16 protein-coding genes are annotated in these 16529 nt (G+C 73.1%); all 16 read right to left on the minus strand.

What is annotated here, in order from left to right; all coding sequences use genetic code 11:
• Window positions 1-9: 9 nt before the first annotated feature.
• A complete protein-coding gene (locus tag J2S66_RS21595) occupies window positions 10-561 on the minus strand; it encodes a hypothetical protein (RefSeq protein WP_310309039.1) in 552 nt (183 codons plus the stop codon).
• Between the two features lie 28 nt (window positions 562-589).
• Window positions 590-1405: a DivIVA-like cell division protein Wag31 gene (gene wag31, locus J2S66_RS21600; RefSeq protein ID WP_310309040.1), complete on the minus strand. Its 816-nt coding sequence runs from the start codon at window positions 1403-1405 to the stop codon at window positions 590-592.
• Window positions 1406-1450: 45 nt separating this feature from the next.
• Complete coding sequence (locus J2S66_RS21605; RefSeq protein ID WP_233812844.1) at window positions 1451-1735, minus strand: YggT family protein; 285 nt, start codon at window positions 1733-1735, stop codon at window positions 1451-1453.
• 20 nt (window positions 1736-1755) lie between these two features.
• The gene (locus J2S66_RS21610) at window positions 1756-2373 is read right to left on the minus strand and encodes a cell division protein SepF (RefSeq protein ID WP_310309041.1); all 618 of its coding nucleotides are present in this window, start codon (window positions 2371-2373) and stop codon (window positions 1756-1758) included.
• A gap of 68 nt (window positions 2374-2441) precedes the next feature.
• Complete coding sequence (locus J2S66_RS21615; RefSeq protein ID WP_310309042.1) at window positions 2442-3164, minus strand: YggS family pyridoxal phosphate-dependent enzyme; 723 nt, start codon at window positions 3162-3164, stop codon at window positions 2442-2444.
• Window positions 3165-3216: 52 nt separating this feature from the next.
• Window positions 3217-3921 carry a peptidoglycan editing factor PgeF gene (gene pgeF / locus J2S66_RS21620; RefSeq protein WP_310309043.1) on the minus strand — a complete coding sequence of 235 codons (705 nt, stop codon included), beginning with the start codon at window positions 3919-3921 and terminating at the stop codon, window positions 3217-3219.
• Between the two features lie 238 nt (window positions 3922-4159).
• Complete coding sequence (gene ftsZ / locus J2S66_RS21625; protein ID WP_310309044.1) at window positions 4160-5479, minus strand: cell division protein FtsZ; 1320 nt, start codon at window positions 5477-5479, stop codon at window positions 4160-4162.
• Between the two features lie 209 nt (window positions 5480-5688).
• Window positions 5689-6201, minus strand: a complete 513-nt coding sequence (locus tag J2S66_RS21630) for a DinB family protein (protein WP_310309046.1) — start codon at window positions 6199-6201, stop codon at window positions 5689-5691.
• A 78-nt stretch (window positions 6202-6279) separates the two neighbouring features.
• Window positions 6280-7014, minus strand: coding sequence for a cell division protein FtsQ/DivIB (locus J2S66_RS21635; RefSeq protein WP_310309047.1), 735 nt, complete (start codon window positions 7012-7014; stop codon window positions 6280-6282).
• Window positions 7011-8357: a UDP-N-acetylmuramate--L-alanine ligase gene (gene murC, locus J2S66_RS21640; protein ID WP_374726210.1), complete on the minus strand. Its 1347-nt coding sequence runs from the start codon at window positions 8355-8357 to the stop codon at window positions 7011-7013. Before murC ends, J2S66_RS21635 begins: the two co-directional genes overlap by 4 nt.
• Window positions 8358-8404: 47 nt before the next feature.
• Complete coding sequence (gene murG / locus J2S66_RS21645) at window positions 8405-9508, minus strand: undecaprenyldiphospho-muramoylpentapeptide beta-N-acetylglucosaminyltransferase (RefSeq protein ID WP_310309049.1); 1104 nt, start codon at window positions 9506-9508, stop codon at window positions 8405-8407.
• Between the two features lie 36 nt (window positions 9509-9544).
• Window positions 9545-10987, minus strand: a complete 1443-nt coding sequence (gene ftsW, locus J2S66_RS21650) for a putative lipid II flippase FtsW (protein ID WP_310309050.1) — start codon at window positions 10985-10987, stop codon at window positions 9545-9547.
• A gap of 61 nt (window positions 10988-11048) precedes the next feature.
• Window positions 11049-12404: a UDP-N-acetylmuramoyl-L-alanine--D-glutamate ligase gene (gene murD, locus J2S66_RS21655; protein ID WP_310309051.1), complete on the minus strand. Its 1356-nt coding sequence runs from the start codon at window positions 12402-12404 to the stop codon at window positions 11049-11051.
• Between the two features lie 4 nt (window positions 12405-12408).
• Window positions 12409-13497 carry a phospho-N-acetylmuramoyl-pentapeptide-transferase gene (gene mraY / locus J2S66_RS21660; RefSeq protein ID WP_306750677.1) on the minus strand — a complete coding sequence of 363 codons (1089 nt, stop codon included), beginning with the start codon at window positions 13495-13497 and terminating at the stop codon, window positions 12409-12411.
• Window positions 13494-14966 carry a UDP-N-acetylmuramoyl-tripeptide--D-alanyl-D-alanine ligase gene (locus tag J2S66_RS21665; RefSeq protein ID WP_310309052.1) on the minus strand — a complete coding sequence of 491 codons (1473 nt, stop codon included), beginning with the start codon at window positions 14964-14966 and terminating at the stop codon, window positions 13494-13496. The genes mraY and J2S66_RS21665 overlap by 4 nt, the downstream gene beginning before the upstream one ends.
• Window positions 14963-16492: a UDP-N-acetylmuramoyl-L-alanyl-D-glutamate--2,6-diaminopimelate ligase gene (locus J2S66_RS21670; protein WP_310309053.1), complete on the minus strand. Its 1530-nt coding sequence runs from the start codon at window positions 16490-16492 to the stop codon at window positions 14963-14965. Before J2S66_RS21670 ends, J2S66_RS21665 begins: the two co-directional genes overlap by 4 nt.
• Between the last annotated feature and the right edge of the window lie 37 nt (window positions 16493-16529).

Here is a 16529-nt window from a genome sequence, read left to right on the forward strand (position 1 = left end):
ACCGGTCCGCTAGGACGTCTCAGGCTCGGCGGGTTCCCCGGAGCCCGTCGAGTCCGCCGAGCGCTTGGCCCCGGCGAGCGAGGAGTCCGGCCGGCACACCGCGCACGGCGTGAAACCGAGCCGGCGGGCCTCGTCGACCCGCAGCCCCAGCGAGGCGCGCTCCCCCAGCCACGAGCAGTCGGCCAGGTGGTAGCGGGGTCGTTCGTCGAGCACCCGGACCTCGTCGGTCAGGTCGGCGACGACCAGGGCGTCGGCGGCGTCCACGTCCTCCTCGGCGGGCTCGACGTCGGAGCGCTCGGCCTGCCCGGACGAGGCCCGCGGGTCGTCCGCACCCTCGGTCCCGCCCCGTCGACCACCACCGCTAACCTGATGATCAACACCGGTGGCGCCGGCAGCCCCCGGCCCCGACCGGCGGCGGAGCCACCAGTCGAGCACCAGGACCACGGCCGCGGCCCCGCTCGCACCCACCGACGACCACGCCCAGAACGTCTGGGCCGTGGTCAGGGCGGGCACGAGCAAACCCAGGGCTGCCAGCACCAACAGCAGGACTACGTACAGCACGTCGAGCAGACTAGATCAGCGACGCCGATCAGCCGGCCTCGGCGCGCGCCCCGAACGAGTAGCCGCCGGGCTGGCGGCTGTCGGACGGTGCGGCCGGGCCCCGGTCCTGGAGGTCGCGCAGCGACGACTCCAGCATGGTCTTGAGCCGGGTCCGGTACTCGCGCTCGAAGGTCTGGAGCTTGTCGATCTGCTTCTCGAGCGTGTTCTTCTCCTGGGTGATGTTGCCCATCACCTCGGCGTGCTTGCGCTGCGCGTCGCGGTCGAGCGCACCGGCCTTCTCACGGGCCTGCCGCTCCAGCGTCTCGGCACGGGTCCGCGCGTCGTTGAGCATGGTCTCGGCACGCGTGCGCGCCTCGTTGACCATCGTGTCGGCCTTGGCACGGGCCTCGCTCAGCAGCTGCTCGGACTTCGTCCGGGCCTCCGACAGCATCCCGTCGGCCTCGGCCTTGGCCTCACCGGTGAGCCGGTCGGCCATCTCCTGGGCCAGACCGAGCACCTTGGCGGCCTGGACGTGGTGGTCCCCACCACCACCGGGCGACGTCTGCTCCAACGCCGAGGGGGGTGGCACGGGCGCGAGCCTGCGGGGCTCGTCCACGACACGGCCGGGGCCGACGCCTGCCGCGACCTTGGCTCGGGCGTCCTCGAGGTCGGCACGCGCGGTCTCGACCTGCTGGTCGAGCTGCTCGACCTGCTGGCGCAGGTCGTTGTTCTCCTCGATCAGGCGGGCGAGCTCGCCCTCAACCAGGTCGAGGAACGCGTCCACCTCGTCCTCGTTGTAGCCCCGCTTGCCAATCGGCGGCTTGCTGAACGCGACGTTGTGCACGTCCGCGGGGGTCAACGGCATCAGATCACCTCACGCACTCCTGGGCTGTGGACATCCCCGGTCCCCTCACCTGGGATCGGCTACTCGCATCAGAATGATAACGACCAGCAACAGCACAATAATGGACAAGTCCAGCCCGATGCCCCCGATCCGCACGGTCGGGATGAGCCGACGCAGCAGGCGGACCGGGGGATCGGTCACGGTGTACACGGTCTCCAGAGCAACTGCCACCCCGCCCGCAGGCCGCCATCCCCTGGCGAAACTGCGGACCAGCTCGACGACGACACGCGCCGTGAGCAGCAGCCAGAACGAGAACAGGACGTAGTAGACCACGAGCCAGAGGGCATCCACAGCGTCAACTGTGCCACCACTCAGTCCCGCTTGAGGAACCCGCCCTCGGCGAGCCGCCTCCGGTCCTCCGCAGTCACCTCGATGTCCGGAGGTGAGAGGAGGAACACCTTGTGGGTCACCTTGTCCATGGACCCGCGCAGCGCGAACACGAGACCCGCCGCGAAGTCGACGAGCCGCTTGGCGTCCGCGTCGTCCATGTCGGTGAGGTTCATGATCACCGGCGTGCCGTCGCGGTAGTGCTCGCCGATGGTCCGCGCCTCGTTGTAGCTGCGCAGGTGCAGGGTGGTGATCCGGGCCAGCGGGTTGCCCACGGGTTCGGGGGTCGGGCGCAGCCTGCTGACCGGCTCGCGCTGCGGCTCCACGGCCAGCGCGCCGTGCGTCTCCGGGCTCCACGAGCGACGCGGCCGCGCGCCGCGCTCGGGCTCGAAGTCCTCCGCCTCGTCCAACTCGGCGCGGTAGGCGCCGGCCGGCCGGCGGCGGGGACCGCGCTGCTCGGGGTACGGCTCGTAGTCGTCGGCGTCGGCGTACTCGGACCGGTAGTCCGAGTACCGACGGTCACCGTCGTAGGCGTCGGGGTCGTCGGCGTACTCGGCGGGGACCATCCCGAAGTAAGCCTTCAGCTTGTGAAACCCGCTCATGGTTCGAGCCCTTCCTCCGCCGATCCCTACCCGCAAGGACGTCGCGGCCGTCCCAGGGTTCCAGACAGTTACGGCGAGGCTAGTCTCCGGCTGCCCAGCAACGCTGTTCCGACACGCACGCACGTCGAACCGTGTGCAATGGCATCTTCCAGGTCGCCGCTCATCCCCGCCGAGATCACGGTGGCATCGGGATGATCGTCCCGCAAGCGGGTTACCGCTTCGTATAGAGCGGCAAACGCCTGCTGTGGAGACATGGAGAGGGGTGCGACGGTCATCACACCTCGCAAAAAAAGTTCACTCGTAAGTGCTACGTGATCGGCCAGTCGCGGTAGGTCACCGATGGGGTGCCCGCCACGTGCGACGTCGCCGTCGATGCTCACCTGGACGAGGACGTCCACCGGCTTCGTCGCGGCCTTCGCGAGGGCGTCGGCGAGCCGGATCGAGTCGACCGTGTCCACCCGGTCGGCCCAGCCGAGCACCGAGCGGGCCTTGTTCCGCTGGAGGGAACCGACCATCCGCCATTCGGCGGCGGCGCCGGGTCGCAGCTCGGCGAACTCCGCCACCTTGCGGCTCGCCTCCTGGTCCCGGTTCTCGGCGAACTCGGTGAGCCCCAGGTCCGCCAGGATCGCCACGTCCGACGCGGGCCACGTCTTGGTGACCGCGAGCAGCGCCACCTCGTCCTCGTCGCGCCCGACCGCCCGGCAGGCCCGCGCGATCCGCTCCCGCACCTCCCCGAGCGCCTGTGCCAGCTCCTCCCGCCGCCCGGGCGCCTCCACCGCGTCACCCTCCACCGCGTCACCCTCCGCCACGTCGCCCCCACCCACCCGACTCACCGCTCCCCGTTCACCGGTCGATCCACACGACACCGGCCAACCGCCCGGTCCCCGGCGTGCGGCGGTGGCTGAACAGCGTCTTCTCCTCCACCGTGCACCGGGGGTCGACGCCGATCTTCCCGACGCCGGCGTCCGCGAGCTGCTGCCACAACCCGGCCCGCAGGTCGAGGGCGGGCTTGCCCGCCCGGGTCTTGGCGGCACTGCCCGGCAGGTGCTTCTCGACGTCGGCGCGCATGTCGGCGGGCACCTCGTAGCACTGGCCGCACACGGCGGGTCCCAGCAGCACCTCGACGCGCCCCGGGTCCGCCCCCAGCTCGACCATGCGCCCCAGCGCGGCCGGCACGACCCCGACCCGCGCGCCGACCCGCCCGGCGTGCACGGCGGCGACGACACCGGCCTCGGGGTCGCCCATCAGCACCGGCACGCAGTCGGCGGTGAGCACCACCAACCCCAGTCCCGCCTGGTCGGTGACCACCGCGTCGGTGGCCTCCAGCGGCGCGTCGACCGGCCCGCGGACGACACCCACCGTCCGCCCGTGGACCTGTTCCATCCACACCAGCCGGTCGGGCGCCAGCCCGATCCCCTCGGCCAACCTCCTCCGGTTGGCCTCGACGGCGGCCGGGTCGTCACCGACGTGGTCACCGAGGTTGAACGAGTCGAACGGAGCCTTGGACACCCCACCCTCACGGGTGGTCAGGACACGACGGATGCGCACCCCCCCAGCTTCCCACCCCCGCGAGCCCTGCGTTCACGCCCCGCGAGTCGTAAGCCCAGGCCCGGCGAGTCGTAAGTTCAGGCCCGGCGAGTCGTAAGTTCAGCCACCCCGTGCCGAACGCTCGTGCCTCCGAGCGCGAAAGCCCAGGACCCCCGAATTCACGACTCGGGGGTCCTGGGCTTACGACTCGCCGGGCCTGGGCTTACGACTCGCCCGGGCTGGGCTTACGACTCGCGGGTCAGCGGCGCATGAAGGGGGGGACGTCCACCTCGTCGTCGGGGTCGTCGGTCACCGGGACGGCGCGGGTCGGGAGGGTTCCCGAGGTGCCGCCCTGGAGGCCCGGGGACAGCGACCGGGGGCCGGTGGGCTGCGGCGCCGAGTACGGCGACTGGCCGTTGCCCTGGACGGGCTGGGGCTGCTGCGGCACGACGGTGCGCTGCGGCACGACCGGGGGCTGCTGCTGCTCCACGGGCGTGACGGGCGGCGGCGGCTGCACGGCGGGCGGCGGGGGCTGCTGGGGCGCGGACAGCTCGCCGGCGGTCGCCGTGGCGACCGGGTTGCCGCGGGCGGGACCGGCCAGTGCCTGCGGCTCCAGCTTCTTGTGCGTCGGCCCACCGCTGTCGAACCCGGCCGCGATCACCGTCACCCGCACCTCGTCGCCGAGCGAGTCGTCGATGACCGTGCCGAAGATGATGTTCGCGTCGGGGTGTGCGGCCTCCTGGACCAGCGACGCCGACTCGTTGATCTCGAACAGCCCGAGGTCGCTGCCGCCGGCGATCGACAGCAGCACGCCGTGCGCGCCCTCCATCGACGCTTCCAGCAGCGGCGAGTTGATGGCCTTCTGCGCGGCCGTCACGGCTCTGCCCTCGCCGCGCGCCGAGCCGATGCCCATCAGGGCGCTGCCCGCCCCGGACATCACGGACTTCACGTCGGCGAAGTCGAGGTTGATCAGACCGGGGGTGGTGATGAGGTCGGTGATGCCCTGGACACCGGACAGCAGCACCTCGTCCGCCGAGCGGAACGCGTCCATCAGCGAGACACCGATGTCGCCGAGCTGGAGCAGCCGGTCGTTCGGGATCACGATGAGCGTGTCGCACTCGTTGCGCAGGGCCTGGATGCCCTCCTCGGCCTGCTTGGCGCGGCGCTTGCCCTCGAACGAGAAGGGTCGCGTCACGACGCCGATGGTGAGCGCGCCGAGCTTGCGCGCGATGGAGGCGACGACGGGCGCGCCGCCGGTCCCCGTGCCACCGCCCTCGCCGGCGGTCACGAAGACCATGTCGGCGCCCTTGAGGACCTCTTCGATCTCCTCGCGGTGGTCTTCTGCGGCCTTGTGGCCGACTTCCGGGTTGGCGCCTGCTCCGAGACCGCGGGTGAGTTCGCGGCCGATGTCGAGCTTCACGTCGGCGTCCGACATCAGCAGAGCCTGGGCGTCGGTGTTCACCGCGATGAACTCGACGCCCTTGAGCCCGACCTCGATCATGCGGTTGACGGCGTTCACGCCGCCACCGCCGATGCCGACGACCTTTATCACCGCGAGGTAGTTGTGCGGGGGCGTCATCGGTCCGCCTTCCTGATCGTGTCCGTGCTCATGTGCTGGAGTGGATGACCACCGGTGTCACAGCCCGGACGGAACTCCACCCGGATTGAAACCCTCGACCAGAGGTCAAGAGTTGTGTCAACCCCGTATGTTCCTGCTGGACGTTATGCACCATGAATGCCTCGGTCCAGCAGCCACGCCGTGTTGTGTCCCGACCGGGTGAGCAGTCACTACTCGCCGGTCGTCCCGTCGAGCAGCTCCCGCACCACGTCCAGGTGCCCCGCGTGCCGACCCGTTTCCTCGATCATGTGGATCAGCACCCAGCGCACGGAAAGGCGTTCGTCACCCCGGAACGCCACCTCGTGGTCGAGGTCGAGTCCCGCGACGAGCTCCCGACTCGCCGTGCACTCCGCAGCGTAGTCGGCGAGCAATCCCGAGATCGTCTCGCCCGGCTCGACGCGCCAGTCCGCGTCCGGGTCGTCCTGCGTGTAGGGGGCCTTGCTCGGCTCGCCGGCCAGCGCCACCCGGAACCAGTAGTTCTCCACCCACCGCAGGTGCTTGACGATGCCCGCGGCCGTGGTGAGCTGCGAGGGGAGCACGGGACGCGCCGCGTCCTCGTCGCCCAGGCCACGGCACTTGTGCTCGATCGTGCCGCGCAGGAAGTCGAGGAAGGAGCACAAAAGGGTCCGCTCGTCACCGGAGAACGGCACGTCGACGCGGTTGTCGGTCTTCTCACTGCCCATGGGGCGCGAGTATCGACGGCCGGGCGGCGCGTGACGACCGACTTTTCCCCTTCAAACCCGTTCCGGGTGTGGGGGTTTTCACTCCGGCCCGTCGGACACCGTCGGCAGTTCTGGGCTGGAGACGTCGAACACCGTGCCGTTCCGGGTGAGCAGGACGTCGAGCACGGCGGCCTTGCGGGGGGTGTCCTCCGGCGAGCCCCAGCGGACCTCGCGCCCCTCGGAGAGCGTGAGCCGGATGTCGGCGGGCGACCCGGCCCGCACGAGCGACACCTCCCGGCGCAGCGACTCGGGCACGGCCGTCAGCACGCTCACGGCGGCGGCCACCGCGTTCGGCTGCGCGGTCAGCTCGGGCACGCCGTCGGGCGGCGACGCCACGACGGCGTAGTCGCGCCCGGTCGCGTCGACCAGGTGCGCGCCGTCCGCGGCCTTCACCACGGCGACCGGCTCGCGCTCGTCCACGGTGAGCCGCACCGTCGACGGCAGCACGCGCTCCACGGTCACCCCGGCGACCCGGGACAGCCGGTGGACGCGGTCGGCGACGGCCCGGGTGTCGAGCTGCACGAGCGGCGTGCCCTCGTCGATCGCGGCGACCTCGCGGACCTGCGCCTCGGTGAGGTCCACCACACCGGCGACCTCGACCTCGCGCACGCCGAGCGCGGGCGTGAACCAGACCGTCACGACGAAGGCCGTGACGCCGACCAGGACGAGGATCGCGACCAGTCTCCGGCGCAGCACCGTGCGCCGGGACGGGCCGCGCGACGGGCGTCGCCGTGCGGCGGTGGCCGGGCGACGACGCGCCGTCCGCGTGCTCACGACCGATCCAGCTCCCCGACGATCTCCGGGCCGAGCATCGTCACGTCGCCCGCGCCCATGGTGACGACCAGGTCGCCGTCCGACACGAGCCCCTTCACCAGCGCGGGCACCCGGTCGAACGACGGCTCGTAGTGGACCTTCCCCGCGTCCAGCGCCACCTTCCCGGCCAGCAGCGCGCCGGTGACGCCCGGCTCCGGGTCCTCGCGCGCGCCGTAGACGTCGAGCACGACGACCTCGTCGGCCAGGCCCAGCGCGGTGCCGAACTCGTCGGCGAACAGCCGGGTCCGCGAGTACAGGTGCGGCTGGAACACCACGACCAGCTTGCCCTCCCCCGCCAGCGCGCGGGCGGCGGTGAGCTGCGCGGCCACCTCGGTGGGGTGGTGGGCGTAGTCGTCGTAGACCCGCACGCCGCCCGCGCGGCCCTTGAACTCGAAGCGGCGGCGCACCCCGCCGAACGCGGCCAGGCCCTCCAGCACGCCCGCGCGGTCCGCGCCCAGCTCCAGCGCGGCGACCAGCGCGGCGACCGCGTTGCCCGCCATGTGCTCGCCGGGCACGGAGACGCGGACCTCCACGACCTCGCCGTCGACCTCGACCTTGGCCAGGCCGCCGCCCTCGTGCGGCCGGTGGTCGACCAGGCGGGCCGAGCCGGGGCCGGTGGCCGTGCGGCCGTAGGGGCGGACCCGGATGCCGAGCTTCGCGGCCCGTTCGGCCAGCGCCGCCGCGCCCGGGTCGTCCGCGCACGCCACGAGCACGCCGTCGGGCCGGATGCGCTCCAGGAACGCGTCGAACACCGCCGTGTAGGCCTCGACGGTGCCGTGGTGGTCCAGGTGGTCGGCCTCGACGTTGGTCACCACCGCGATCGACGGCGCGAAGTGCAGGAACGAGCCGTCGCTCTCGTCCGCCTCGGCGACGAACACGCCGCCGGAGCCCTGGTGGGCGTTGGCGCCCGACTCGTTCAGGTCGCCGCCGATGGCGAACGACGGGTCGAGCCGGCAGTGCTGGAGCGCCACGGTGAGCATCGAGGTGGTCGACGTCTTGCCGTGCGTGCCGGCGACGCAGACCACCCGGTGGTCCTCCATCAGCGCGGCCAGCGCCTCGGCGCGCCGCAGCACGGTCACGCCGCGCTCGCGGGCGGCGACCAGCTCGGGGTTGTCCGCGCGGATCGCGGTGGACACCACGACGGCCGTGGGGCCGCCGTCGAGCTGGTCGAGGTTCGCGCCGTCGTGGCCGACCGCGATGGCCGCGCCCTGCGCGCGCAGGGCGAGCACCGTGCGCGAGTCCTTGGCGTCGGAGCCGGAGACCTGTGCCCCGCGGGCGAGGAGGATGCGCGCGATGCCGCTCATGCCGGCGCCGCCGATGCCGACCAGGTGGACCCGGTCCAGGACGTGGTTCACTTCCCGACCACTTCCAGGACGATGCGGGCCAGCACCTCGTCGGCCTCGCGGTGACCGGTGCTCAGCGTCGCGGTGGTCATGGCGGCCAGCCGGTTGCGGTCCGCGACCAGCGGCACCACGGTGCCCGCGACCCACTCGGGGGTCAGCTGCTCGTCGGGGACCAGCAGGCCGCCGCCCACCGAGACGACGGGGTTCGCGTTGAGCGCCTGCTCGCCGTTGCCGTGCGGCAGCGGCACGAACACCGCGGGCAGGCCGACGGCGGACACCTCGGCCACCGTCATCGCGCCCGAGCGGCACAGCACCGCGTCGGCCGCCGCGTAGGCGAGGTCCATCCGCTCCAGGTACGGCACCGGCACGTACGGCGGCGCGCCCGGCACCGACTGCACGGCGAGGGTGTTCTTCGGGCCGTGCGCGTGCAGCACGCCGATGCCGGCCTGCGCGAACGCGGGCGCGGCGGCCGAGACGGCGTTGTTGATCGACCGCGCGCCCTGGGAGCCGCCGAACACCAGCAGCACCGGCGCGGTCGGGTGCAGCCCGAAGTGGGCGCGGGCCTGCCGCCGCAGCGCGGCCCGGTCGAGCGAGGTGATCGAGTGGCGCAGCGGGATGCCGATGACCTCGGCGTCGGCCAGGCCCGAGTCGGGCACGGCCGCGGCGACGCGCTCGGCGAACTTCGCGCCCACCTTGTTGGCCAGGCCGGCCTTGGCGTTGGCCTCGTGCACCACGATCGGCACCCGGCCGCGGGCGGCGAGGTAGGCGGGCAGGGCCACGTAGCCGCCGAAGCCGACCACCACGTCCGCGCGCACCCGGTCCAGGATCTCCCGGGTGTGCTTGACCGCGCCGCGCACCCGCAGCGGGAGCTTGAGCAGGTCCGGCGTGGGCTTGCGGGGCATCGGCACCGGCGGGATCAGCTCCAGCGGGTAGCCGCGGGCGGGCACGAGCCTGCTCTCCAACCCGCGCTCCGTGCCGAGCGCGACCACGCGCGCGTCGGGCCGCAGCCGCATGACGGCGTCGGCCAGGGCCAGTGCGGGCTCGATGTGCCCGGCGGTGCCGCCTCCGGCGACCACCACGCACGGTCCGGCCTGCTGGGGAACCCCGGTCACGCACTTCCTCCTCGCGTCGGTGTACTGCTGTGCCCGCTAACGCCCGTCCCTGCGCCGGGACCTCACGTCCCGGTCCTGACCGGCCTTGCGGGATTCGCGACGACGGTACTCCGACGGCGGAGCGTGACGGCCGGCCATCCGCCTCTCGTCGACCGGCGGCGGTGCGGCCTTGCGGCTCCTGGGCGGCGTGGAAGGGCGTGAGGGGCGGCGCTTGGGCGGTGGCTTGTACGCCTCGGGGGCGGGCAGCTTCAGCACCCCGCCCACCCGGCCCGGTCCCAGCGAGCGCAGCGCGGAGACGGCTTCCGGCTCGTGCCGGGCGCAGCTGGCCAGGATGCCGAACACCACCATCGTCGTGACCACCGACGTGCCGCCGGAGGAGATCATCGGCAGCGTGATGCCGGTGACGGGGAGCAACTGCACGACGTAGCCGATGTTGATGGCGGCCTGCGCGACCAGCCACACCGTGAGCGTCGCCGAGACCATCCTGATCCACGGGTCGGTGTTGCGGGCGGCGATGCGCAGGCCGACCACGGCGAGCAGGACGAACAGGCCGAGCACCAGCAGGCAGCCGATGAAGCCCAGCTCCTCGCCGATGACCGCGAAGATGAAGTCCGAGTGCACGTTCGGCAGGTAGCGCCACTTCGAGCTGCCATTGGTCAGGCCCTTGCCGAGGAACCCGCCCTCGGCCAGCGCGTAGAGCGCCTGGAGCGCCTGGAGCCCGTCACCCTGCGGGTCGGCCGCCGGGTTGAGGAACGTCTGCACGCGCTTCATCCGGTAGTCCGCGCCGACCGCCAGCACGACCGCGCTGGTCACCGCGCCGACGGCGATGACGCCGAACAGCCGCATGGGCGCGCCGACGAACCAGAGCAGGCTCATCAGCACCACGCCGAGCGTGATCGTGCCGCCGAGGTCGGGTTGCAGCATCACCAGGGCGAACACGACCAGCGCCACCGGCACGACGGGCACCAGCAGGTGCCGGTACTGGTCGAGCAGGGCGCGCTTGGTGACCAGCACGTGCGAGCCCCACAGCGCCAGCGCGAGCTTCGCCGGCTCGATGGGCTGGAACGACACCGGCCCCACCGTGAACCACGACTGCGCGCCGCCCGCGACCGTCCCCAGCGGGGTCAGGACGAGGCACAGCATGATCACGCAGACGAGCATCGCCATCGTGCTGCCGTGCCGGAACCGGCGCAGCGGGATGCGCAGCACCACCAGGAACGCCACCGCGCCCACGCCCACGTACAGCAACTGCTTCTTGAACACGCTGTACGCGGACGCGCCCTCGGCCACCTCCCCCGGCGCGGACGCCGAGAGCACCATGATCAGGCCGAGCACGGTCAGCACGCCGAAGATCGCGAGCAGCAGGTGGAAGTCCGCCAGCGGCCTGCCCAGCCACGCGGTCAGCGACGTGCGCGTCGGCCGCCGGGGCCGCCTCGGTCGGGCCGCGCGAGCAGCGGGTCGCTGTTCCACCGCAGTCATGCGCCCATCGTCTCCCGCGGGCACGCGGAAAACATGAACATCCGCCGCGTGTCGCGCGTGTTCAGCTCGTGACCAGCGCCTGCACGGCCTCCGTGAACGCCTGGCCGCGGTGCGCGTAGTCGCTGAACATGTCCATGGACGCCGCCGCCGGCGCGAGCACCACGGCGTCGCCCGGCTGCGCCATCGACCGGGCCGCGCGGACCGCGTCGTCCATCGTCGCGCCGTCCAGCACCGCCACCGGCACCGCCGGCGCGTGCCGGGCCAGCGCCTTCGCGATGACCTCGCGGTCCGCGCCGATCAGCACGGCGCCGCGCATGCGGTGCGCCTCGGCCCGCACGAGGTCGTCCACCGACGCGCCCTTGAGCAGGCCGCCCGCCACCCACACCACGCTGGGGTGCGACCGCAGCGACGCGGCGGCGGCGTGCGGGTTGGTGGCCTTCGAGTCGTTCACGTACAGCACGCCGCCGGCGGAGGCGACGACGACCGCGCGGTGCGCGCCCGGCCGGAACGACCGCAGCCCCGCCGCGACCGCCTCCGCGGGCACGCCGTGCGCGCGGGCCAGCGCCGCGGCGGCCAGGGCGTCGGCCACGCCGGGCGGACCGGCCGGCTGCACGTCGGCGACCGGCAGCAGCACCGCGTCCGGCCCGAACGCCCGGTCGACCAGCACGCCGTCGTGCACGCCGAGCTGCCCCTCCTCGGGGGAGGAGAGGGTGAACCCGACGTGCGCCCCGGCGGGCGCGGCGGCCAGCAGCTCCGCCACCACGGGGTCGTCCACCCCGCCGATCGCGACCCCGCCGGTCAGCACGCCGGCCTTCGCCGCCGCGTACGCGCCGAACGTGCCGTGCCAGTCCAGGTGGTCCTCGGCGAGGTTCAGCAGCACCCCGGCGAACGGCCGCACCGACGGCGACCAGTGCAGCTGGAAGCTCGACAGCTCCACCGCCAGCACCCGGTGCCCGGCCAGCAGCGCGTCCACGACGGGCAGGCCGACGTTGCCGCACGCCACGGCGTCGATGCCGGCCGCGCGCAGGATCGACTCCAGCATGCCGACGGTGGTGGTCTTGCCGTTGGTCCCGGTCACCGCGAGCCACGTCGGCGGGTCGGCCAGCTCCGCGCCCATCCGCCAGGCCAGCTCGACCTCGCCGATGACCTCGACGCCGGCGGTCCGCGCGGCGACCAGCAGCGGGCTGTCCGGCCGCCACCCCGGGCTGGTCACGACCAGGTCCACGCCGGGCGGCGGCGCGACCAGGCCGGGCACCAGGTCCACGCCGGGCAGCAGCTGCTCCAGCGCGGCGAGGCGGTCGCCGGACCCGTCGGTCACGGTGACCGCCGCGTCCGCCGCCAGCAGCGCCTCGGCCGCGGAGCGACCGGTCACGCCGGCGCCGGCGACCAGGACGTGGCGTCCCGCGAGGAAGCCCACGGCGTCAGCTCTCCACCGCGGTGAGCCACTCGCTGTAGAACAGCCCCAGGCCCAGCATGCAGCACATGGCCGCGAGCAGCCAGAACCGGATGATCACCGTGGTTTCCGCCCACCCGGCGAGTTCGAAGTGGTGGTGGAACGGCGCCATGCGGAACAGCCGTCGCCGCGACGTGCGGAACACCGCGACCTGGAGCACCACCGACAGCGCCTCGACCACGAACAGGCCGCCGATGACGACCATCAGCAGCTCGGTGCGGGTCGCGATGGACAGGCCGGCGACCAGGCCGCCGAGCGCCAGCGAGCCGGTGTCGCCCATGAAGATCTTGGCGGGCGCGGCGTTCCACCAGAGGAAGCCGATGCAGCCGGCCATCGCGGCGGCGGCCACCAGCGCCAGGTCCAGCGGGTCGCGCACGTCGTAGCAGCCGGCCACGAGCAGGTTGGAGCAGTTGTAGCGGAACTGCCAGAAGCTGATGACGACGTAGGTGCCGAGCACCATCGCGGACGTGCCGCCGGCGAGCCCGTCGAGGCCGTCGGTCAGGTTCACCGCGTTCGACCAGGCGGAGATCGCCGCGTAGCAGAACACCACGAAGCCGACGATGCCGAACGACACGACGCTGATGTCGCGGACGAACGAGAGGTTGACCGACGCGGGCGTGAAGCCGTCCTTGTTCGGGAACTGGATGACCAGGACGGCGAAGATGATCGTGGCGACGAACTGGCCGACCAGCTTCGCGGTCTTGTTCAGGCCCAGGTTGCGCTGCTTGCGGATCTTGATGAAGTCGTCCAGGAAGCCGACGACGCCGAGTGAGGTCGTCAGCATCAGCACGAGCAGGCCGGACGCGCTGGGCGTCTGGTCCTGCGCGGAGGCGGACATCGAGTTCACCAGGTGCGCGCCGAGGTAGCCCGCCCACATCGCGACCAGGATCGCGACGCCGCCCATGGTGGGCGTGCCGCGCTTGGTCTTGTGGCTCTGCGGCCCTTCCTCGCGGATCTCCTGGCCGAAGCCCTGCCGGGAGAAGATCTTGATCAGGTACGGCGTCAGCATGATCGACGTGATCAGGGCGATGGCCGCCGCGATCAGGATGCTCTTCACTTGCTGCCCGCCTCCAGGAGAGCCTCGGCAACCCGCCACAGGCCGTATGAGTTGGATGCCTTCACCAGCACGACGTCACCCGGTCGCACCTCGTCGCTCAGCAGCTGGACCGCCGCGGCGACGTCCGGCACCAGAACCGCTTCTTCGCCCCATGATCCTTCCAGGTGCGCTCCCTGGCGCATCGCGCGGGCGTCCTCCCCGACGACGACCAGCTTGTTGATGTCCAGCCGGACCGCGAGCCTGCCGATCTCGTCGTGCGCGCGGACGTGGTCCGCACCGAGCTCCGCCATCGGGCCGAGCACCGCCCAGCTGCGGCGGGCCGGGGTGGTGGACCGCGAGATGGTGGCCAGCGACTTCAGCGCCGCCTTCACCGACTCGGGGTTGGCGTTGTACGCGTCGTTGACGACGGTCACGCCGTCGGGGCGCTCGGAGACCGCCATGCGGTGCGCCGACACCCGCTCCGCCGTGCCGAGGGCGTCCGCGACCTGCTGCGGCGTCGCGCCCAGCTCCAGCGCGATGGCGGCGGCGGTGAGCGCGTTGCCGACCTGGTGCGGGCCGTGCACGGCCAGGCGCACGCGCGCCTCGCCCCGCGGCGACACCAGCGTGAACCCGGCGCGGGCCTGCGCGTCCAGCTCGACGTCGACGGCCCTCACCTGCGCGTCGGACCGCTCCCCGACCAGCACGACGCGCGCCCGCGTGCGCGGGGCCATGCCCGCGACCAGCGGGTCGTCGGCGTTCAGCACGGCCACGCCGTCGGCGGGCAGCGCCTCCACCAGCTCGCCCTTGGCCTCCGCGATGCCCTGCTTGGAGCCGAACTCGCCGACGTGCGCGCTGCCGACGTTGAGCACCGCGCCCACCGTCGGCGGCGCGATCCGGCACAGCTCGGCGATGTGGCCCTTGCCGCGGGCGGACAGCTCCAGCACCAGGAACCGGGTGCTCGCGGTGGCGCGCAGCGCGGTCCACGGGTGGCCCAGCTCGTTGTTGAACGACCCGGGCGGCGCGATGGTCTCGCCCAGCGGCGCGAGGACCCCCGCGATGAGGTCCTTGGTGGAGGTCTTGCCGGACGAGCCGGTCACGCCGACCACGGTGAGGTCCGGCAGCCGGTCCACGACGTGCCGGGCCAGCTTGGCCAGCGCGGCCAGCACCGCCGCGCCCGCGCCGTCGGCGTCCCCGGACAGCACGTACGCGTTCCCGGTCTTCCCGTCGTCGGTCCCGACGGGCGGTGGGACCAGGACGGACGGCACGTCGACCGGGCGCCCGGCGAGCACGCCCACCGCGCCGGCGCCGATCGCGCGCGCGGCGAAGTCGTGGCCGTCGACCCGTTCGCCGGGCAGCGCCAGGAACAGGCCGCCGGGCGTGAGCTTCCGGGTGTCGAACTCGACGCCGCCGGTGACGACCTCGTCGCCGGTGGCGTGGTGGACCGTGCCGCCGACGACCTCGGCGATCTCGGCCAGGGTCAACGGGATCACCGGGCTGCTCCTCGGATGGCGTCGGCCAGGGTGTCGACGTCGGAGAACGGGTGCACGACACCCGCGACCTCCTGGCCGGTCTCGTGGCCCTTGCCGGCCACGACGACGACGTCACCGGCACGGGCCTCGCCCACGGCGTGCGCGATGGCCAGGCGGCGGTCGCCGATCTCCACGACCTCGCCGCGCTCGGCGTCGGGCACGCCCAGCGCGCCGCGCAGCATCGCGGCCCGGATCTCCGCCGGGTCCTCGCCGCGCGGGTTGTCGTCGGTCACGACGAGCACGTCGCTGCGCCGCGCCGCCTCCTCGCCCATGAGCGGGCGCTTGGCCGTGTCGCGGTCCCCGCCGCAGCCCAGGACGGTGATGATCCGGCCCGTCGCGCGCGCCCGCACCGCGTCCAGGGCGAGGGCGACGGCGGCGGGCTTGTGCGAGTAGTCGACGACGGCGGTGAAGTCCTGCCCCTCGTCGACGCGCTGCATGCGGCCGGGCACCTCGACGTCGCGCAGGCCCGCCCGGATCGCCTCGTGGTCGACGCCCCGCGCGTGCAGGCAGCCGATCGCGAGCAGGGCGTTGGCCACGTTGAACTCGCCGGGCAGGCGCAGCTCCACGTCGAACGAGACCCCGCCGGGGCCGTGCGCGGTGAAGCTCTGCTCGCCGGTGGCGGTGACGGCGACGCCGGTGGCCGTCCAGTCGGCGTCGCCGGTGGTCGCCACGGTGACCGTGCCCGGCTTCACCAGCCGCGGACCCCACTCGCCGTCGACGCAGACGACCTCCACCCGGGCCCGGCCGTCGAACAGCTCGGCCTTGGTCCGGAAGTAGTCCTCCATGTCGGGGTGGAAGTCCAGGTGGTCCTGCGACAGGTTGGTGAACGCGCCGACCGCGAACCCGACGCCGCCGACCCGGCCCAGGCGCAGGGCGTGGCTGGAGACCTCCATCGCCACGTCCGTGGTGCCGCGCTCGTGCATCACGGCCAGCAGCGCCTGGAGGTCGGGGGCCTCGGGCGTGGTGAGCGCGCTGCCGAGCCGTTCGCCCGCGATGCGCGTCTCGACCGTGCCGATCAGGCCGGTGGCCCGGCCGGCGGCCTTCAGCGCGGACTCGATCATGTAGGTGGTGGTGGTCTTGCCGGACGTGCCGGTCACGCCCCACACGGCCACCTTCGACGAGGGGGTGCCGTAGACGCGGGCGGCGAGCGCGCCGAGCACGGCACGCGGCTCGGGGTGCACCAGCACGGGCACGCCGGCGACCTTCGCGGCGCCCTCGGCGTCGGTCAGCACGGCCACCGCGCCGGCCTCGACCGCTCGGGCGGCGAAGTCGGCTCCGTGGACGCGGGTGCCCGGCAGGGCGGCGAACAGGTCGCCGGGCCGCACGTGCTGGGCGCGCAAGGTCACCCCGCTCACCAGCACGTGGGCCCGGTCGGGAGCGGTCAGGTGCGCGTCGACGGTCGTGGCGAGCTCCGACACGGGAACGGGCTGGGTGCGGGAAGGGCGAGGCGGGGCGGTCGCGACCTTGCCCTCTAGCTTGGCAGGCACGCGCGGAAGGCTACCGGCGCACGGAGAGTGGTCGTCC

It is taken from the genome of Saccharothrix longispora (assembly GCF_031455225.1).
In the GTDB taxonomy this organism is placed as follows: Bacteria; Actinomycetota; Actinomycetes; order Mycobacteriales; family Pseudonocardiaceae; genus Actinosynnema; species Actinosynnema longispora.